Raw genomic sequence first — 18,027 nt, 5'->3', positions numbered from 1 at the left:
AAGGCGTCAAAAGCTCAAACACCGGGCCGCCCCTTCATGGGGCGCCCGGTCATCGGACGACGAGCCGACGCACATGAGTAATCGGCGCCTCGCGGTTGGAGCCGTCGCCAAAATAAATGTGCACCGGACCGTCGTCGCGCAACGGTTTTCCGTTTTGGGAAAAAGCGAAAATCAGGTCGTACGCCTTTTCCAGAGGGATCACGGTTTCTCCATGTTCCGTCTCAATGACAAGTTCAGACGCGTCTTCATGCGGCTCAGCGTTTCGCAAAAATGGGGCGAACGGCATGCCGAACGAGCCGGTGATGATTTTCTCCTTCAAAAAGCGCCGCTCCGTTTTCAACGTCGGCGGAAAAACCGCGCCCTCTTGAATTTCCCGGTCCCAAAATGCCGACAGCTTTTTGATTTCCTCGTCCTCTTGCTCCGCTTCCGTCGGCTGTGGAGCCGGCTCCGAAAAATACGCATCCATGTCCACTTTCCGGTCGTCGAAAATCCAGACGCCGGGGTCAAGCGTGATCGTAAACTTCACCTTTCCTGTCAGCACAATAATATCGTTCATGAAACACCTCTCCTCTGCATGTTCCCACCGTTTTTAGTATAATAATAATGAAAGAGCTTGTCATGTTCCAGGCCCGGTTGCTGTCAACGGTTTCAACTTGCAAAATGGCTTGTTTCACGTTAAGATGTAAAGAAGGATAGGGGAGAGAACGGAGGGATCGATGTGACGGACGAATCGATGAGCTATCGGGAGAAGGCGTACGCGCTTTTACAAGCGGATGCAGAGAAAATCATCCAACTCATCCGCGTGCAAATGGACCATTTGACGATGCCGCAATGTCCGGTGTATGAAGAAGTGCTTGACACGCAAATGTTCGGGTTGTCACGGGAAATTGATTTTGCGGTGCGCCTCGGGCTTGTGGAGGCGAAAGACGGAAAGGCGCTCCTTGACCGGCTTGAGCGCGAACTTTCCACGTTGCACGAGGCCGTGGCCAAAAAGCGCGTGCGATAAAGGATATATAAAACAACTCAAACGATTGGTTTCCCGTCGTTTGAGTTTTTCTGTTTTTCGGCAGGAAAACAGCGCGCCGCTGCGAATGATTTTAAGTACATACATGTTCACAGGGAAGAGGAACGATGGAACGACAATTATGGAAAAAAGTATTGAAGTGCTATGATTATCCGCTGATCACCGCGGTCATCATGCTGTCGTTGTTCGGATTGATTATGGTGTACAGCTCAAGCATGGTCACCGCTGTCATCCGCTTTGAAGTGCCAAGCGACTATTTTTACGAGCGGCAAAAACTGTGGCTGATTGCCGGATTCATCGCGTTCGCCATCATGATGGCGATTCCGTATAAAGTGTGGCGGGCGGAGCGATGGGTGAAACTCGTCTTTTTTGCTTCTCCATTGATGCTGATCGCCGTCGCTTTTCTCGGCCATACGGCCAACAACGCAACAAGCTGGTTTCGCGTCGGGGCGCTTTCGATCCAACCGGCGGAGCTCGCGAAGCTCGGTCTGATTTTATACTTGGCCGCAGCGTTTGCCAACAAGCGGAAGCGGCTGGCCGAGCCGGCGAAAAGCAATTTGTTCCCCATTTATTATACATTGGTGATTTGTTTCCTGATTGCCATACAGCCTGACTTCGGAACGGCGGCGATCGTGTTTGCCATCGCGATGTGCATCATTGTTTCGTCCGGTTTGCGCCTCGTGTTGCTTCTAAAGCAGCTGCTTTTTTTTACATTGATCGGGACGGTGCTGTCACCGTTTTGGCTCCCGGTTGCCGGCAAAAAAATTTTTTCTCCTGAACGGGTATCGCGTCTTTACAGCTTTTTGGATCCATTTCAATACGCAAACGGCGATGGCTACCAGCTCGTGAATTCGTATTTGGCGATCGGGCTTGGCGGGCTGAAAGGAGTGGGGCTTGGCAAAGGCATTCAAAAATACGGCTACCTGCCAGAGTCGCACACCGATTTTATTATGGCGGTCATCGCCGAAGAGCTCGGCTTATTTGGTGTAGCGTTCACGCTTGGGTTATTGGCGTTTATCGTGCTGCGCGGGCTTTGGATTGCCCGCCGCTCCCACGATGCGTTTGGGAGTCTGCTTGCGATCGGCATCTCCGTCATGATCGGCTTTCAAACGTTCATTAACGTTGGTGGGATCGTTGGCCTTATTCCGATTACAGGGGTGCCGCTGCCGCTCGTCAGCTATGGGGGAACGTCGCTTGTCCTGACCATGGCTTCGCTCGGTCTGCTTGTGAACATTTCTATGTTTGCAAAGTACGAACAACGGTATAAAAAAGCGGAAAAAACGATGGTCAGCAAACAGAAAAGAGGTCTGACTTTTTAGAAAGTGTATTTACAAATCGGCAAAACTTTTATACTTTTATTAAGTAAAGGAGGAGGGACAGAATGAGGACAAGACGAATTCGCAAAGTGCTGGTAGCCAACCGCGGAGAGATCGCCATTCGCGTTTTCCGCGCCTGCACGGAGCTTGATATCCGCACCGTGGCGATTTATTCGAAGGAAGACGCCGGATCGTACCACCGCTACAAAGCGGATGAGGCGTATTTAGTCGGGGAAGGGAAAAAACCGATCGAAGCGTACTTGGACATCGAAGGCATCATTGAGATCGCCAAAGCCCACGATGTTGATGCCATCCACCCGGGATATGGGTTTTTGTCGGAAAACATTCAATTTGCCAGACGGTGCCGCGAAGAGGGGATTATTTTCATCGGCCCGAATGAAGAACATTTGGATATGTTCGGCGATAAAGTGAAAGCGCGGCATGCGGCCATGAAGGCGGGCATTCCGGTCATCCCGGGCAGCGACGGACCGGTCGGCGGCCTTGAGGATGTCGTCCGCTTTGCCGAGACGCACGGATATCCGATCATCATCAAGGCGGCGCTGGGCGGCGGCGGCCGGGGCATGCGCATCGTCCGTTCCAAGTCTGAAGTGAAAGAAGCGTTTGAGCGGGCTAAGTCGGAAGCGAAAGCGGCGTTTGGCAGCGATGACGTTTATGTCGAAAAGCTGATTGAAAAGCCGAAGCATATTGAAGTGCAAATTTTGGGCGACCACGAAGGAAACATCGTTCACCTTTATGAACGCGACTGCTCGGTGCAGCGCCGCCATCAAAAAGTCGTGGAAGTCGCGCCGAGCGTCTCGTTGTCGGACGAGCTGCGCGAGCGCATTTGCGAGGCGGCGGTCCGGCTCATGAGAAGCGTCGGCTACGTCAACGCTGGCACGGTTGAGTTTCTCGTCTCCGGAGATGAGTTTTATTTCATCGAAGTCAATCCGCGCATTCAAGTTGAGCATACGATCACCGAAATGATCACCGGGATTGACATCGTCCAGTCGCAAATTTTAATCGCCGACGGATTTTCGCTCCACAGCCCGGAAGTCGGCATTCCCAAGCAGGAGGACATCCGCATCAACGGCTACGCCATTCAGTCGCGGGTGACGACGGAAGACCCGCTCAACAACTTTATGCCGGATACGGGAAAAATTATGGCGTACCGTTCCGGCGGCGGTTTTGGCGTGCGCTTGGACGCCGGCAATGGCTTCCAAGGGGCGGTCATTACGCCGTATTACGATTCGCTGCTCGTGAAAGTGTCGACATGGGCGTTGACGTTTGAGCAGGCGGCAAGAAAAATGTTGCGCAACTTGCGCGAATTCCGCATCCGCGGCATTAAAACGAACATTCCGTTTTTGGAAAACGTCGTGCAGCATCCGAAATTTTTGTCGGGGGAATACGATACGTCATTTATCGATACGACGCCGGAATTGTTTGTATTCCCGCGCCGAAAAGACCGCGGGACGAAAATGCTTACGTACATCGGCACCGTGATGGTCAACGGCTTCCCTGGCATCGGCAAAAAGAAAAAGCCGGTGTTTGACAAACCGCGCGTGCCGAAGGTGAGCCAAACGGAACCGATCCCAGCGGGAACGAAGCAAATTTTGGATGAACGCGGACCTGAAGGGCTTGTTCGCTGGATCCAAGAGCAGCCGCGCGTGCTCTTGACCGATACGACGTTCCGTGACGCTCATCAGTCGTTGTTGGCGACCCGCGTCCGCACGATCGACTTGTTGCGGATCGCTGAGCCGACGGCGCGTTTGCTGCCCAACTTATTCTCGCTTGAGATGTGGGGCGGGGCGACGTTTGATGTGGCGTACCGCTTTTTGAAAGAAGATCCGTGGGACCGGCTGCTCAAGCTGCGCGAGCGCATCCCGAACGTGCTGTTCCAGATGCTTCTTCGCTCGGCCAACGCCGTGGGGTATAAAAACTATCCCGACAACGTCATCCGCGAGTTCGTTGAAAAATCGGCGCAAGCCGGCATTGATGTGTTCCGCATTTTCGACAGCCTAAACTGGGTGAAAGGGATGACGGTGGCGATCGATGCCGTCCGGCAAAGCGGCAAAATCGCCGAGGCGGCTATTTGCTATACAGGCGATATTTTGGACCCGAACCGGCCGAAGTACAATTTGGATTATTACAAAGCCTTGGCGAAAGAGCTCGAGCAAGCCGGTGCGCACATTTTAGGCATTAAGGATATGGCCGGCCTGTTGAAGCCGCAGGCGGCGTACGTGCTCATTTCCGCGCTCAAGGAAACGGTCGACATTCCGATCCATTTGCATACGCACGATACGAGCGGCAACGGCATTTACACGTACGCCAAAGCGATCGAAGCCGGCGTCGATATCGTCGATGTCGCCGTCAGCTCGATGGCCGGCTTGACGTCGCAGCCGAGCGCCAATACGCTCTACTATGCCCTTGAAGGAACGGAGCGGGCGCCGGAGGTTGATATTTACGGCCTTGAGCAGTTGGCCCGCTATTGGGAAGACGTGCGCAAATTTTATCAGGAGTTTGAAAGCGGCATGAACGCGCCGCATACGGAAGTATACATGCATGAGATGCCAGGCGGCCAGTACAGCAACCTGCAGCAGCAGGCAAAAGCGGTCGGCCTCGGCGATCGGTGGGATGAAGTGAAAGAAATGTATCGCCGCGTCAACGACTTGTTCGGCGACATCGTCAAAGTGACGCCATCATCGAAAGTTGTCGGCGACATGGCGCTTTACATGGTGCAAAACAATTTGACGGAGCAAGACATTTTTGAACGCGGCGAAACGCTCAATTTCCCAGACTCGGTCGTGGAGTTTTTCGAAGGCTATTTAGGCCAGCCGCATGGCGGGTTCCCGAAAGAGTTGCAGCGCATTATTTTGAAAGGGCGCGAACCGATCACCGTTCGTCCGGGCGAGCTGCTTGAGCCGGTTGATTTCGAGCAAATCAAGCGGGAGCTGTATGACAAGCTCGGCCGCGAAGTGACCGACTTTGACGCCATTGCCTATGCGCTTTATCCGAAAGTGTTTTTGGAATATGCCGAAACGGTCGAAAAATACGGCGATATTTCAGTGCTCGATACACCGACGTTCCTGTACGGCATGCGCCTCGGCGAAGAGATCGAAGTGGAGATTGAGCGCGGGAAAACGCTCATCGTCAAACTCGTCTCCATCGGCCAGCCGCAGGCGGACGGCACGCGCGTCGTTTACTTCGAGCTGAACGGCCAGCCGCGCGAAGTCATCATCCGCGATGAAAGCATCAAAGCCGCTGTCGCTGAGCGCATCAAGGCCGATCGGACGAATCCGAACCACATTGCCGCCACGATGCCGGGCACGGTTGTGAAAGTGCTCGTGGAGAAAGGGGAAAAAGTTGACAAAGGCGACCATTTGATGGTTACGGAAGCGATGAAGATGGAAACGACGGTGCAGGCGCCGTTTGCCGGCATTGTCAAAGATATTTACGTCAAAAGCGGCGATGCCATTCAAGCGGGGGATTTGCTAATTGAGCTGTCCAAATGAAACTGTCCATCGCGCGCAAAAAGAGGGTGTCCCAAAAGGATCGGGATACCCTCTTTCGTTGCTCTATATACGTGCTGACTGCTTCTGCTGCACGATAGGTTGTGCCTATCTTGAAGACAGACAACCTTTTGGGTCAGCCCCTTTTGGTTTGCTGACCGACGAACGTCATTTCAACGTCGCCGGCGCCGCTTCCCCAGCTGAATGGTCGGCGGCTTTTACCGGCGCGCGGCGGGTGCGGAGCGCCAAAAGCAATAAATAGCTGAGCACACCGAACAGGCAGGAAATGAAAAAGGCATGCGCCAAGGCAATGTATAAATTCAGCTGCGTAAAAACGACAAGCGCTCCAGTCGTCATTTGCGCGAGCACGAGCAAAAGGGCGATGAGCCATCCGTAGTAGATGACCGGCTGCCTGCGGTAATGGCGGACGGCATGTATCGCGGCGGCGGCGATCCAAATGATGATGACAGCAGCGGCCAATCGATGGCCCATCTGCACCCATTCATGAAACTGAACCGGGAGGAGGCGCGTTTTCGCGCAAAGCGGCCAGCTCGGACAAGCGAGGCTGGCGTTCGTATGGCGCACGAGCGCTCCGGTGTAGACGACGATGTATGAGTATATGGTGATGCCGTAAATATGAAACCGCATTTTGCCGTCAAGCGAAAGCGAAGCGGCGGAAAACGTTTTGTCGATTTCAAAAATCAATAGCGTCAATAGCAGCACAGCGGCAAACGAAATGAGCGAAATGCCGAAATGCAAGGCGAGGACGAAATCGGACTGCCCCCACACGACCGCGGCGGCGCCGATCAGCCCTTGCAAGACGAGAAAGACAAACGATATGACCGCTAAAAACTTCGTCTCCTGCACATGGCCAATGGCTCTCCATGCCCAGATGGAAAGGATGAGCACCATGATGCCGGCAAGGCCGGAAACGAGTCGATGGCTCAGCTCGATGATGAGCTCAGGCGTAATGTGATCCGGCACCCATTGGCCGTTGCACAGCGGCCATGATCGGCCGCACCCCATGCCGGAGCCGGTTTTGGTCACAAGCGCTCCGCCAATTAAAACAAACAACATTGCCAACGTGGTTGCCGAGGCAAACCATTTCAGTGAACGTTGCAAAATCTTCACCTTCTTGTATTGAGAAATTGTGATTTTGTCCATATTAGTAAAGTGATGGATTTTATTGCAGCCAACCGTGTCGCTAAGCCAAGTCTATTTTACACGATGGCGCCGGGAAACACAAAATGACGTTTGCATATTGAATAAGTCGATTAAGTTTGCTAGAAATATTAATGGGACAAGCGAATGAACCGTTTGGGGCATACGGATTCAAAAATTTGACACAAATTATTCAAAAAAAGTTCACATGATGAGGAAAAAATGTGATTTAATATAAAGAGGAAACAGCCCGTTTTTGCTATTTGGCGTTGGAAAGAATTTCAGGCAACATCACGGCGCCGGCCGGGCAAGGAGCGGCGCAGCGAGGAGGAACAGGAGACATGGCCGAATTGAAAGCGGTGCACCAGGATGCGGCCGATGCCGGGCATCGCTCGCATGTGAGCGTCAAGGCAGTTTGGAGAGAGTTGTCGTCTGTTGTGAAAATCGGAATCGTCAATTCCAATTTGATTACGACGTTCGCCGGAATGTGGCTGGCGTTTTATTTTACTGGGGAACACTTTTTGGAGAACCTGCATCTTGTCTTTTTCACACTGTTTGGAGCAGCGCTTGTCATTGCGGGTTCATGCGCCATCAACAACTACATTGACCGCGACATTGATCAATATATGGAGCGGACGAAAGCACGCCCGACCGTCACCGGGACGATGGATCCGCGGCGGGTGCTTTGGCTTGGGATTGGTCTTGTCGCAATCGGCGAGATGGGCCTGCTTATGACAACGGTTACGGCTGCCGTCGTTGGATTGATCGGTATGGCGACGTACGTCTTTTTATACACCCTTTGGACGAAGCGCCATTACACGATCAACACCGTTGTCGGCAGCATTTCCGGCGCGGTGCCGCCGGTTATCGGCTGGACGGCGGTCGATCCGGAGTTTCATATTGTTCCGCTCATCTTGTTTTTGATCATGTTTTTATGGCAGCCGCCGCACTTTTTGGCGTTGGCGATGAAGCGATGCGAAGAATATCGTGCAGCCGGCATCCCGATGTTGCCGGTCGTCCATGGATTCGCCATGACGAAGCGGCAAATCATCGTTTGGGTGGCATGTTTGCTGCCGTTGCCGTTTTACTTGTTCTCGCTTGGCGTTCCATTTTTAATCGTGGCCACGCTGCTCAATGTCGGCTGGCTGCTGCTGGGATTGGCAGGTTTGAAAATGAAAGATGACATCAAATGGGCGAAGTGGATGTTCGTCTATTCGCTCAATTACTTGACGATTTTGTTCGTGGCGATGGTCATCGCGACGCTTTGGTGAATTAAGATAAAATTCTTTCTTTAGTGAAAGAATTTATATACATTTATCCATCAAAGAAAGAGGGGTTTGATTAGGCTATGAACAAGGGGCTCTGTAACTGGCGCTTATTTTCCCTGTTCGGGATGATGGCGCTGTTGCTCGCCGGTTGCGGCAAACCGTTTTTATCGACGCTCCAGCCCGCCGGTGAAGTAGCGGACATGCAGTATTCGCTCATGCTGTTGAGCACATCGATCATGGTGCTCGTCATTGTCGTCGTGGCGATCATCTTCGTTTACGTTGTCATCCGCTTCCGGCGGCGCAAGGGGGAAGAAAATAAAATCCCGAAGCAAGTGGAAGGGAACCATAAACTGGAAATTATCTGGACTGTCATTCCGATCATCCTCTTGCTCATTTTGGCCGTGCCGACGGTATCAACCACGTTTAAACTGGCCGATGTCAAGGCGATGAACGACAAAAAACGAGATAAGGATACAGTTGTCGTCAATGTTCGCGCCAACCAATACTGGTGGGAGTTTGAATATCCGGATTACGGCATTATCACGAGCCAAGATTTGGTCGTGCCGACGAATGAAAAAGTGTATTTCAACTTGATTGCGTCGGATGTCAAACATTCGTTCTGGATTCCGGCGGTCGGCGGCAAAATGGATACGAACACCGACAACAAAAACCAATTTTGGCTTGTTTTTGACCAAAAGGCGACCGATAAAGCCGGCGGCGTCTTTTACGGCAAATGTGCGGAGCTTTGCGGTCCGTCCCATGCGCTGATGGATTTTAAAGTTCGGCCGTTGCCGCGCGACCAATTTGACGCCTGGGTGAAAAAGATGCAAAATGCGAAAAAACCGGTTGTCACCGATCCGGTCGCCAAAGAAGGGGAAGCGATTTTCAATAAAAGCTGTATTGGCTGCCATGCGGTGACGCCTGTGGACAAGCGTCCGGTGCAAGCGCGCACGGCGCCGAACTTGGCGAACTTTGGCGATCGCGAACGAATCGCCGGTATTTTGGAGCATAATGAAGAAAATCTGAAAAAATGGCTGAGAGACCCGAACAGCGTGAAGCCTGGAAATAAAATGGCGGGTACATATGGCCACTTGACGGAAGAGCAAATTGATGCATTGACGAAATATTTGATGAGCTTAAAAGTGGAATAAAGCATGAGAAGGAGGTTTCACCGTGAGTACAATCGCGCGCAAAAAGGGTGTTGGCGCCGTTTTGTGGGATTATTTGACAACGGTCGACCATAAAAAAATCGCCCATCTGTACTTGATTGCCGGCGGGTTTTTCTTCCTGCTCGGCGGTCTCGAGGCGTTGTTCATCCGCATTCAGCTCGCCAAGCCGAACAACGATTTCCTTGTCGGCGGGTTGTATAACGAAGTGTTGACGATGCATGGGACGACGATGATTTTCTTGGCTGCGATGCCGCTTGTTTTCGCCTTTATGAACGCAGTCGTGCCGCTGCAGATCGGCGCGCGCGACGTCGCGTTCCCGTTTTTGAACGCTCTTGGATTCTGGATGTTTTTCTTCGGTGGTTTGTTTTTGAACTGTTCATGGTTTTTAGGCGGCGCACCGGACGCTGGTTGGACGTCGTATGCGTCGCTGTCGCTTGACTCAAAAGCGCATCATGGCATCGACTTTTATACGCTCGGGCTGCAAATTTCCGGCTTCGGAACGATCATGGGTGCCATTAACTTTCTTGTGACGATCATCAACATGCGCGCTCCGGGCATGACGTTTATGCGCATGCCGATGTTCACATGGGCGACGTTTGTGACGTCGGCGCTCATCTTGTTTGCGTTTCCGCCGCTTACGGTCGGCTTGATTTTCATGATGATGGATCGATTGTTTGGCGGCAACTTCTTTAACCCCGCTGCCGGCGGCAATACGATCATCTGGGAGCACTTGTTCTGGGTGTTCGGCCATCCGGAAGTATACATCCTTGTCTTGCCGGCGTTCGGCATTTTCTCGGAAATTTTCGCGACGTTCTCGCGCAAACGCCTATTCGGTTATTCGTCAATGGTGTTTGCGACGGTGCTTATTGCTTTCTTAGGGTTCATGGTATGGGCGCACCATATGTTCACGGTCGGGATGGGGCCGATTGCGAACGCCATCTTTGCCGTCGCGACGATGACGATCGCCGTTCCGACAGGAGTCAAAATTTTCAACTGGCTGTTTACGATGTGGGGCGGAAGCATCAAATTCACAACGCCGATGCATTATGCCGTCGCCTTCATCCCGTCGTTCGTCATGGGCGGGGTGACCGGGGTCATGTTGGCGTCGGCGGCGGCGGACTATCAATACCATGACAGCTATTTCGTCGTTGCGCACTTCCATTACGTCATCGTCGGCGGGGTTGTGTTCGCTTTGCTCGCGGGCACGCATTATTGGTGGCCGAAAATGTTTGGCCGCATGCTGAATGAAACGCTCGGCAAAATTACGTTCTGGCTGTTCTTTATCGGGTTCCATTTAACGTTCTTTATTCAGCACTTCCTTGGTTTGACAGGGATGCCGCGGCGCGTGTTTACGTATTTGCCGCATCAAGGATGGGAGACTGGCAACTTGATCAGTACGATCGGCGCGTTCTTTATGGCGGCCGCCACGGTCATTTTGCTCATTAACATCGTGATTACAACCGCAAAAGGAGAAAAAGTGGCGGGCGATGCGTGGGGCGACGGCCGCACGCTCGAATGGGCGATCGCTTCGCCGCCGCCGGTGTACAATTTTGCCCAACTGCCGCTCGTCCGCGGGCTGGACGCTTTCTGGCTCGAAAAAATGGAAGGCAAAAACGAATTGACGCCAGCCGAACCGCTTGGCGACATCCATATGCCGAATTCGTCGTTCCTGCCGTTTGTCATTGCGTTCGGTCTGTTTGTCGCCGCCTTCGGCTTTACGTATCATAACGATGCTGGATGGGGCTTGCCGGTCGGCATTCTTGGCCTGCTCATTACGCTCGGTTCGATGTTCTTGCGCTCGGTGATCGATGATCACGGCTTCCACATCCATAAAGAAGAAGTGCTTGAACTTGAGAAGAAGGGGGCGAACGCCTGATGCATGCAGAGGAAAAATTGACGGCCGAGACGTTTCCGGCCGCGCCGGAACGCGCCACCCTTGAGGGGAAAAATAAGTTTCTTGGCTTCTGGCTCTTTTTAGGCGGAGAGACGGTGCTGTTCGCCTCTCTCTTCGCCACCTATTTGGCGCTCAAAGATAAAACGAACGGCGGCCCTTCGGCGGAAGAACTGTTCCAAATGCCGGTCGTGTTCATGGCGACGATGCTGCTGCTAACCAGCAGCTTGACGAGCGTGTATGCCATTTATCATATGAAAAACTTTGACTTTAAAAAGATGCAGCTCTGGTTTGGCATTACCGTTTTGCTTGGCGCCGGCTTTTTGGGCTTGGAAATTTACGAGTTCAATGAATATGTGCATGAAGGCCATAAGTTTACGACCAGCGCTTTCGCTTCAGCGTTCTACACGCTCGTTGGCACGCACGGAAGCCACGTCGCGTTCGGGTTGCTTTGGATTTTGACGCTCATGATTCGCAACGCTAAGCGTGGGTTGAATTTATACAACGCCCCGAAGTTTTACGTCGCGAGCCTTTATTGGCACTTCATCGATGTTGTCTGGGTGTTCATTTTTACCGTTGTATACTTGATGGGAATGGTGGGGTGAACGTATGGCGAACCAAACGAATTCAGGAAATGAGCGCATCGACTTAGCGTATCGCCGCCGGAAAAATGCGGAAGAAATGCGCCATCAAATGATTGCATTCGTTTTGATGATTTTGTTGACGCTCATTGCCTTCGCCGCCGTTGGTTACGAAGAGTTTTCCCATTGGTTTGTCGTTCCGTTTATTTTGCTTTTAGCCGCCGTGCAGGTCGCATTTCAGCTGTATTATTTCATGCACATGAGCCATAAAGGCCACGAATTCCCGGCGATGTTTATTTACGGCGGTGTGGCGGTTATGCTTCTACTTGTTTGGGCGTTTACAACAGTCGTTTGGTGGTAAGAAAAGGGGGAATCGGTTTTTGCACCGGTTTCCCCTTTTTCAATAGCCTTGGCGCGGCGTCGTATAGTATAATGGGAAAGGACAAATCAGGAGGGGATTCGTATGTTTCAATCGCTGCAAATGTTTGGCCCCGTTGCCCTTTGGAGTCCGTTTTTTTTGCTTATGTTAGCGGCGGTTGCGTTGCTGTACATTGGGATCACCGGGCCATGGCGGCAGCGTTTCGGCCTCGGTGATGCCGTTTCGGAGAAGCAGAAAGCGTATTTTTTGACCGGGATTGCGCTTCTTTATATATGCAAAGGGTCTCCGTTGGATTTGATGGGCCATTTGACGTTCACCGCCCATATGGTGCAAATGGCAGTGCTGTATTTGATCGTGCCGCAATGTTTTATTTTAGGCATTCCGGCGCCGCTTTATGAGCGCGCATTCCGCATCACAGCAGTGCGCCGCGTGTTTCGGCTGTTGACAAAGCCAATTGTGGCGTTGCTGCTGTTTAACGGCTTGTTTTCGCTTTATCACGTTCCATTCATTTTTGACGCTGTGAAAATGAATATGTGGCTGCATGCGTTTGTTACCTCGGTCATTTTCGTTGCCGCGTTTTGCATGTGGTGGCCGCTTGTCAACAAGCTGCCCGATTGGCAAACGTTGTCCGGCCTAAAAAAAATGGGTTACATTTTCGCTGACGGCATGCTGTTGACCCCGGCTTGCGCGCTCATCATTTTTACCGATACGCCGCTTTATGCGACGTATACTGACCCGAAAGCATGGATGGCCGCGCTGGCTCTATGCGTTCCTCAAGGGACGCTGGCTTCGCTTGATTTGACCGGGCCGCAAATGTTTTTATCGATGTCGCCGCTCCATGATCAGCAGCTCGGCGGAGTGTTGATGAAAATCATCCAGGAAATCGTGTACGGGACGATGCTGTTCTTCATCTTCACCGAATGGTATCGGAAGGAGCGGGAGAAAGAGCCAAGCATGGATATGGAGCCGCGGCCGACCAAACTGTAAAGCGCGGTTGGCCGCCAACGATGAACAAAGAAGAAAGGGAGAGAAGCGATGGCCGTTTTACCGACAATCAGCACGAGCTGCATCGTGATCAGCGCTTTGCTTGTTGCTTATGGGTGGTATTTGATCAGCCGCAGGCGGATCGAAGCGCATAAAAAGGTGATGCTGACGGCAGCGGTGTTTGCTTTGCTGTTTTTCACCATTTACATGTCGCGGACGTTGTTTATCGGCAATACGAGCTTTGGCGGGCCGGAGAACGTCAAAGTGTACTATACGCTGTTTCTTATTTTCCATATTGTGCTGGCGACAGTTGGCGCCGTATTTGGCCTTGTCACGATTTGGACGGGATTGAAAGACAAGAGGGCCCGCCATCGTCGGCTTGGGCCGATCACCAGCATCATTTGGTTTGGCAGCGCCTCAACCGGGGTCGTCGTCTATTGGCTGCTTTATGTCCTCTATCCAGGGGGCCAAACGACGTCGCTCATCAAGGCGGTGCTCGGTTTTTAACCGGCGGGCAAGGAGCAAGGGCAGCGGCGGTTGCATAGCATAGAATACAACACGCCTATATAGACGTGATTTTGTGCAGCGGGGGGGGGGGAAGGCGGTGAACACGTTTCGCTATCGGAAACGGAGCGCCGTAGAGGCGACGCTATTGACAATTGTCATGATGTGTGTGCGCGGCCAGACGGAGGTCGCCCTTGACGATTGTGAGGTGTTCATCACCGTTGCTCAAGGCGGGCGGTGCCGCGTCACGGTAAAGATGTCCATTCGATATGGGGCGCCGGTGATGGAAGTTTGCCGCCAGCTGCAACAGCATATTGCCGAGGAGATCGCCGCGATGACGCCATATGTCGCCGAGGCGGTCGACATTGTTGTCAAACGGCTTGTCATGCCGGAAAAAAACGCATGAGAACCGCGCTCTCATGCGTTTTTTGATTATTCTTTGATTATTCTTTGATTTTTTCAAGCTCGCTTTTGACCTGCGCCAACACGTTTTGGCATTGGCTGACAAGAGAGGACGGAAAATGCTCATCATCGCCGTATTCGACGCCGTGTGGATAGTAATGTTTCCCTAAAATCGGCGTGAGCAGCTTAATGAGTGCATAGCGCGAATCGACGTTTCCCTCAATGGCGTATCCTTGAACGCGCAAATAGTAGGTGCCTTCTTTCACGACGTATTTCCGGTCGTATGTGACCCGTTCATAATCCCATTGCGCCGCGCGTACAAAGCCGAGGCGCTCCATAATGTCATCAAGGCGGGATAGTTCGACCGTCTGATTTTCCAGTCCGGTATTTTCAAACTTCATCCTTCTTCCTCCTAACAACACAGTATGTAAAAGCGCCAAACAGGAAATCATCCCCTCATTTATAATAGTACGAAAACGGTTTGCTTTTCAACGAATTGTTTGCCGTTGTTTCCGTTTCGCTCGCATTTTTTTGTGTGATCCGGCGCACAATACGGGTAGAAAGGAGAGACGAAGAATGCAAACGGTACGGGACGTCATGTCAACGGATGTGCAATATTGCACCCCCCTTGACAATCTCTACGAAGCGGCGGTAAAAATGCGCGATTTCAACGTCGGGGCGATTCCGATTGTCGATGACGGCCGCCTTGTCGGAATGATTACCGACCGCGATATTGTCGTGCGCGGCATGGCTGAAAAACGTCCTGGTTCGACTGCGGTGACGGAAGTGATGAGCCGCGATCTCGTCACGCTTTCTCCGGACGATTCGGTGCAAAAGGCAGCAGATATGATGGCACGTCACCAAATTCGCCGCCTCCCGGTCGTAGAAAACGGGCGTTTGGTCGGCATCATCTCGCTCGGCGATTTGGCGACGAACCGCTATTCTGATGAACGCGCGGGTCGTGCGTTAAGCGAGATTTCCGAACAAGACGCCATCCATTGACAAATGCAACGGACACGGCTTCTTTCGAGGAGGAGCGCTCTTTTTGGGTGTCCTCTTTTTTTTGCCTCTAAAAAACGGCTATAATGGCAATAAGGAGATTGCGCAGAAAGCGGGAGTTGCCGTGTGAAATGGTTTTTCCTTTTTTTGTTTTTCTTGATTGGATTGTATTATTTTGTGCCGAGTCCGCCGCCCCCGAGCCCCCCGGAGCAGCCAGAGACGAATCGATACATGTTGAAAGAGCCGAAGGCGACGGCCGGCATCGTTGCGTTGATCGGGCAATCGGCGCAAGAGGCGAAAAAACTGTTTGGCGCCCCAGACCGAATCGACCCGTCAGCTTACGGATATGACTGGTGGGTGTACAGCCGTCGACCCGAGTCGTACGTGCAGATTGGCATCTTGCGCGGTCGCGTCGTCACCGCCCTTGTCGGCGGAGAGAAGGTGAACGTTGAACCGTTTGCGGTCGGCCAGCGGTTGCAGACGATTTTTCAAACGATGCCGGTGCTATCGAACATTGAGATTAAGCTAGGCAACGGGACATACCGGTTTGAGCTGTCTGAACAAGATTACTCATCAAGGCCGGTTGTCAAAGTTGGCAGCGTCTACGCTCAGCTGTATGTTGACCGCTTTACCGGCGAGGTGGCGGCGATCCGCCTGATGGATGCAGAAACGTTCGTCAAGTTGCGGCCGTACGAGCTCGTTTACCGCGGCAGCCTGCCGGCGGCCGCGCCGCTGTCGGAAGAAAAGCGACAGGCTGTTGATGCGGCCAACGCGAAGCAAATTTTTGACTGGACGAATTTGATCCGCCGTCGCCATGGGCTTTCCTCTCTCATGTGGGATGACAAGGCCGCTGCCGCTGCGGAAAAACATAGCCGAGATATGCATGATCACCGGTTTTTCTCCCACGAGTCGCCGCAGTATGGCGATTTATCGAAGCGGCTTGGCGCGCTTCACATTCCGTTCCAGCTTGCCGGGGAAAATATCGCCGCCCATCAAGTCGATGGCGTTGAGGCGACCATCGGATGGCTGAACAGCCAAAACCATCGGAAAATTATGTTGAACGAAGAGTTCACCCGCTTGGGCGTTGGCGTCTACGCCGATTACTATACGCAAAACTTCTTTACGCCGCTCTAAAAATTGGGCGCACCTCTCTTTGTTGGATGCGATATGATATGGCAGATAGGCATGAGTGGACGAAAGGGATGAGAACCGCCATGGTCAAGCCTCTGCATCCTTCCGTTGAACAGTTTAAACAGTTTGTGAAAAAACATCCAAAAATCATCCAAGAGGTGCGCAGTGGCAAAAAGACGTGGAAACAAGTGTATGAGGATTGGTATTTGTTCGGGGAAGACGATGACATATGGGAGCCGTATCGGGAAACAAACGGTGCGGCAAAAGAGGAGGAAAAAGGAACGAACAAATGGCTCGATAAGCTCGCGTCTATGCTTGGACAGATCGATGCAGCCGATGTGCAAAAACATTTGGCGAACGTCCAGCAGGCGATCGCGGCGATCCAAAGCATTCTTTCCGAATTTCAAGGGGCCGGTCAAGAACAAAGAAACAAAGAAGCGCATCCGTTTTCGTTCCGCAAAGATTAAAGGGTGGTGGCGATGAGGAAAGATGTATGGCAATATGTGCAAGGAACACCGATGTTGCGCGCGTTTTTGCGCGAACAGCCGCGCTGGTACCGGCTCCTTGCCCGCCGTCCGCATGAACTGTCGACGTTCCAATTGGCCGCCTTGCGCCACTATGAGCTGACGATCCCTGACAAAGTGGAAAGAATCTCCCAATCGTTGCAAATGGCGTCGCTTATGTGGCAAATGTTTAAAGCCATGCGCGACTAATCGGGCGGCCAATGGCAAAGACTAGTTTCGAAAGGGAGTGATGTCTTTGCCAAAGTGGTTTGCATGGTTTGCGGTTGTCATATTGCTTGCGGCGTATGCCTTCTTTGAGCCGGCGCCGTCGTCCTCCGCTCACGCCGAAGCAGTGGGCGGTCCGCTTCAGGTGAAGCATGAAGTGAAAGGAAGCGACGTATTCATTGAATGTGTTGCCGTCCACTTTCCGTTCCGCAAAGGGAGCGGCGGCGGACACATTAATGTCTATGTCAACGGGCAAAAAATGACGGAAGTATACACGGCCGCCTTTATCGTGCGCGGTTTGCCGAGCGGGAAACATACCATCCGTCTTGAGCTCGTCTACAATGATGGGAAAGCAACCGGCATGACGCACGAATTTGACGTCGCCATCCGATAGAGATGACGACGATCGTTTAAAAGGCGAACAGAGGCGATTCGGCACAGTCTGGATCGCCTTTTTTGTTTGCTTCTTTGCTATCTCTTTCCTTTTCATTTTCTTTTCGTTCATGGTATGATGGATAATGGAGGTGCCATTTGGTGAAGATTGCGACTCTCGAGCGCATCGAGATTTTAGATAAAGCAGAAGCGTTGGCCAAAATGATTGTCGAGTCGGACGTGGCGGACGAATACCGCCGCGCCTTTTGGCGGCTGAAGCAAGACCGCCGCGCCCAGCAGCTGATCGCTCGCTTTGTCAAGCTGAAGGAGCGCTACGAAGAAGTGCAGCGCTTCGGAAAATACCATCCTGATTACCGCGACGTGATGAAAGAAGTGCGCGAAGCGAAGCGGGAGCTCGATTTGCATGAGACGGTCGCCGCCTTTAAGGAGGCGGAGAAGGCGATGCAAGAGTTGCTTGATGAGATCAGCGTGCTGATCGGCAAAGCGGTGTCCGAACATGTGAAAGTGCCGACCGGAAATCCGTACTTTTTGTCGGCGGGCTGTTCCGGTGGCTGCGGGGCGGGCGGAAGCTGCGGCTGCCGCACATAAAAA

The 18,027-nt window shown here is 52.4% G+C and carries 20 protein-coding genes; 17 read left to right on the top strand and 3 right to left on the bottom strand.

The window, feature by feature from the left end; genetic code table 11:
- Positions 1 to 49 precede the first annotated feature (49 nt).
- Positions 50 to 556 carry a hypothetical protein gene (locus tag ACVBDQ_RS03350; RefSeq protein ID WP_011230576.1) on the bottom strand — a complete coding sequence of 169 codons (507 nt, stop codon included), beginning with the start codon at positions 554 to 556 and terminating at the stop codon, positions 50 to 52.
- A 162-nt stretch (positions 557 to 718) separates the two neighbouring features.
- On the opposite strand from ACVBDQ_RS03350, the gene ACVBDQ_RS03345 reads away from it, so the two are divergent.
- The 3 genes from ACVBDQ_RS03345 (at position 719) to pyc (ending at position 5,849) form a co-directional block, all read left to right on the top strand.
- Positions 719 to 1,006, top strand: coding sequence for a YlaN family protein (locus ACVBDQ_RS03345; RefSeq protein WP_011230577.1), 288 nt, complete (start codon positions 719 to 721; stop codon positions 1,004 to 1,006).
- Positions 1,007 to 1,131: 125 nt separating this feature from the next.
- The gene (gene ftsW, locus ACVBDQ_RS03340; protein ID WP_138187204.1) at positions 1,132 to 2,343 is read left to right on the top strand and encodes a putative lipid II flippase FtsW; all 1,212 of its coding nucleotides are present in this window, start codon (positions 1,132 to 1,134) and stop codon (positions 2,341 to 2,343) included.
- A 62-nt stretch (positions 2,344 to 2,405) separates the two neighbouring features.
- Complete coding sequence (gene pyc / locus ACVBDQ_RS03335) at positions 2,406 to 5,849, top strand: pyruvate carboxylase (RefSeq protein ID WP_096225580.1); 3,444 nt, start codon at positions 2,406 to 2,408, stop codon at positions 5,847 to 5,849.
- Positions 5,850 to 6,014: 165 nt separating this feature from the next.
- Here pyc and ACVBDQ_RS03330 read toward each other — a convergent pair whose 3' ends face one another.
- Positions 6,015 to 6,968, bottom strand: coding sequence for a COX15/CtaA family protein (locus tag ACVBDQ_RS03330; RefSeq protein ID WP_011230580.1), 954 nt, complete (start codon positions 6,966 to 6,968; stop codon positions 6,015 to 6,017).
- Positions 6,969 to 7,348: 380 nt separating this feature from the next.
- Between ACVBDQ_RS03330 and cyoE the strand changes: the two genes are divergently transcribed.
- From cyoE to ACVBDQ_RS03290, 8 genes are all read left to right on the top strand, one after another.
- Positions 7,349 to 8,278, top strand: a complete 930-nt coding sequence (gene cyoE, locus ACVBDQ_RS03325) for a heme o synthase (protein WP_031205760.1) — start codon at positions 7,349 to 7,351, stop codon at positions 8,276 to 8,278.
- A 77-nt stretch (positions 8,279 to 8,355) separates the two neighbouring features.
- Positions 8,356 to 9,426: a cytochrome c oxidase subunit II gene (gene coxB / locus ACVBDQ_RS03320; RefSeq protein ID WP_031205763.1), complete on the top strand. Its 1,071-nt coding sequence runs from the start codon at positions 8,356 to 8,358 to the stop codon at positions 9,424 to 9,426.
- A 22-nt stretch (positions 9,427 to 9,448) separates the two neighbouring features.
- A complete protein-coding gene (gene ctaD, locus ACVBDQ_RS03315; RefSeq protein ID WP_014195356.1) occupies positions 9,449 to 11,320 on the top strand; it encodes a cytochrome c oxidase subunit I in 1,872 nt (623 codons plus the stop codon).
- Entirely contained in the window at positions 11,320 to 11,940 is a 621-nt protein-coding gene (gene ctaE, locus ACVBDQ_RS03310) for a cytochrome c oxidase subunit III (protein WP_011230584.1), read from the top strand. The genes ctaD and ctaE overlap by 1 nt, the downstream gene beginning before the upstream one ends.
- A gap of 4 nt (positions 11,941 to 11,944) precedes the next feature.
- Positions 11,945 to 12,277, top strand: a complete 333-nt coding sequence (ctaF, locus tag ACVBDQ_RS03305) for a cytochrome c oxidase subunit IVB (RefSeq protein ID WP_011230585.1) — start codon at positions 11,945 to 11,947, stop codon at positions 12,275 to 12,277.
- A gap of 102 nt (positions 12,278 to 12,379) precedes the next feature.
- A complete protein-coding gene (ctaG, locus tag ACVBDQ_RS03300) occupies positions 12,380 to 13,282 on the top strand; it encodes a cytochrome c oxidase assembly factor CtaG (RefSeq protein WP_011230586.1) in 903 nt (300 codons plus the stop codon).
- 48 nt (positions 13,283 to 13,330) lie between these two features.
- Positions 13,331 to 13,786 carry a DUF420 domain-containing protein gene (locus tag ACVBDQ_RS03295; RefSeq protein ID WP_011230587.1) on the top strand — a complete coding sequence of 152 codons (456 nt, stop codon included), beginning with the start codon at positions 13,331 to 13,333 and terminating at the stop codon, positions 13,784 to 13,786.
- 97 nt (positions 13,787 to 13,883) lie between these two features.
- Positions 13,884 to 14,189 carry an Asp23/Gls24 family envelope stress response protein gene (locus ACVBDQ_RS03290; protein WP_011230588.1) on the top strand — a complete coding sequence of 102 codons (306 nt, stop codon included), beginning with the start codon at positions 13,884 to 13,886 and terminating at the stop codon, positions 14,187 to 14,189.
- A 37-nt stretch (positions 14,190 to 14,226) separates the two neighbouring features.
- Here ACVBDQ_RS03290 and ACVBDQ_RS03285 read toward each other — a convergent pair whose 3' ends face one another.
- The gene (locus ACVBDQ_RS03285) at positions 14,227 to 14,586 is read right to left on the bottom strand and encodes a YugN family protein (RefSeq protein WP_011230589.1); all 360 of its coding nucleotides are present in this window, start codon (positions 14,584 to 14,586) and stop codon (positions 14,227 to 14,229) included.
- A 175-nt stretch (positions 14,587 to 14,761) separates the two neighbouring features.
- On the opposite strand from ACVBDQ_RS03285, the gene ACVBDQ_RS03280 reads away from it, so the two are divergent.
- The 6 genes from ACVBDQ_RS03280 (at position 14,762) to ACVBDQ_RS03255 (ending at position 18,024) form a co-directional block, all read left to right on the top strand.
- Positions 14,762 to 15,187: a CBS domain-containing protein gene (locus ACVBDQ_RS03280; protein WP_023634054.1), complete on the top strand. Its 426-nt coding sequence runs from the start codon at positions 14,762 to 14,764 to the stop codon at positions 15,185 to 15,187.
- Between the two features lie 123 nt (positions 15,188 to 15,310).
- On the top strand, positions 15,311 to 16,318 hold the full coding sequence (locus tag ACVBDQ_RS03275) for a CAP domain-containing protein (protein ID WP_081130476.1): 1,008 nt from the start codon (positions 15,311 to 15,313) through the stop codon (positions 16,316 to 16,318).
- A gap of 80 nt (positions 16,319 to 16,398) precedes the next feature.
- Positions 16,399 to 16,782 carry a YlbD family protein gene (locus ACVBDQ_RS03270; RefSeq protein ID WP_014195361.1) on the top strand — a complete coding sequence of 128 codons (384 nt, stop codon included), beginning with the start codon at positions 16,399 to 16,401 and terminating at the stop codon, positions 16,780 to 16,782.
- 12 nt (positions 16,783 to 16,794) lie between these two features.
- The gene (locus ACVBDQ_RS03265; protein WP_011230593.1) at positions 16,795 to 17,028 is read left to right on the top strand and encodes a YlbE-like family protein; all 234 of its coding nucleotides are present in this window, start codon (positions 16,795 to 16,797) and stop codon (positions 17,026 to 17,028) included.
- Between the two features lie 40 nt (positions 17,029 to 17,068).
- On the top strand, positions 17,069 to 17,437 hold the full coding sequence (locus ACVBDQ_RS03260) for a hypothetical protein (RefSeq protein ID WP_013145869.1): 369 nt from the start codon (positions 17,069 to 17,071) through the stop codon (positions 17,435 to 17,437).
- Positions 17,438 to 17,577: 140 nt separating this feature from the next.
- Positions 17,578 to 18,024 (top strand): YlbF family regulator, encoded by a 447-nt coding sequence (locus ACVBDQ_RS03255; RefSeq protein ID WP_011230595.1) that lies wholly within the window; start codon positions 17,578 to 17,580, stop codon positions 18,022 to 18,024.
- Positions 18,025 to 18,027 lie beyond the last annotated feature (3 nt).

It is taken from the genome of Geobacillus sp. CCR, from assembly GCF_052906625.1.
This window is presented reverse-complemented; position numbering and strand designations above follow the sequence as displayed.

Bases quoted from the DNA above. Each gene is read 5' to 3' on its own strand.
- ACVBDQ_RS03260 (WP_013145869.1), top strand. From the start codon at position 17,069: ATGTCTTTGCCAAAGTGGTTTGCATGGTTTGCGGTTGTCATATTGCTT.
- ACVBDQ_RS03285 (WP_011230589.1), bottom strand. From the start codon at position 14,586: ATGAAGTTTGAAAATACCGGACTGGAAAATCAGACGGTCGAACTATCC.
- ctaE (WP_011230584.1), top strand. From the start codon at position 11,320: ATGCATGCAGAGGAAAAATTGACGGCCGAGACGTTTCCGGCCGCGCCG.
- ACVBDQ_RS03270 (WP_014195361.1), top strand. From the start codon at position 16,399: ATGGTCAAGCCTCTGCATCCTTCCGTTGAACAGTTTAAACAGTTTGTG.
- cyoE (WP_031205760.1), top strand. From the start codon at position 7,349: ATGGCCGAATTGAAAGCGGTGCACCAGGATGCGGCCGATGCCGGGCAT.
- pyc (WP_096225580.1), top strand. From the start codon at position 2,406: ATGAGGACAAGACGAATTCGCAAAGTGCTGGTAGCCAACCGCGGAGAG.
- ACVBDQ_RS03295 (WP_011230587.1), top strand. From the start codon at position 13,331: ATGGCCGTTTTACCGACAATCAGCACGAGCTGCATCGTGATCAGCGCT.
- ftsW (WP_138187204.1), top strand. From the start codon at position 1,132: ATGGAACGACAATTATGGAAAAAAGTATTGAAGTGCTATGATTATCCG.
- ctaG (WP_011230586.1), top strand. From the start codon at position 12,380: ATGTTTCAATCGCTGCAAATGTTTGGCCCCGTTGCCCTTTGGAGTCCG.
- coxB (WP_031205763.1), top strand. From the start codon at position 8,356: ATGAACAAGGGGCTCTGTAACTGGCGCTTATTTTCCCTGTTCGGGATG.
- ACVBDQ_RS03350 (WP_011230576.1), bottom strand. From the start codon at position 556: ATGAACGATATTATTGTGCTGACAGGAAAGGTGAAGTTTACGATCACG.
- ACVBDQ_RS03280 (WP_023634054.1), top strand. From the start codon at position 14,762: ATGCAAACGGTACGGGACGTCATGTCAACGGATGTGCAATATTGCACC.
- ctaF (WP_011230585.1), top strand. From the start codon at position 11,945: ATGGCGAACCAAACGAATTCAGGAAATGAGCGCATCGACTTAGCGTAT.
- ACVBDQ_RS03265 (WP_011230593.1), top strand. From the start codon at position 16,795: ATGAGGAAAGATGTATGGCAATATGTGCAAGGAACACCGATGTTGCGC.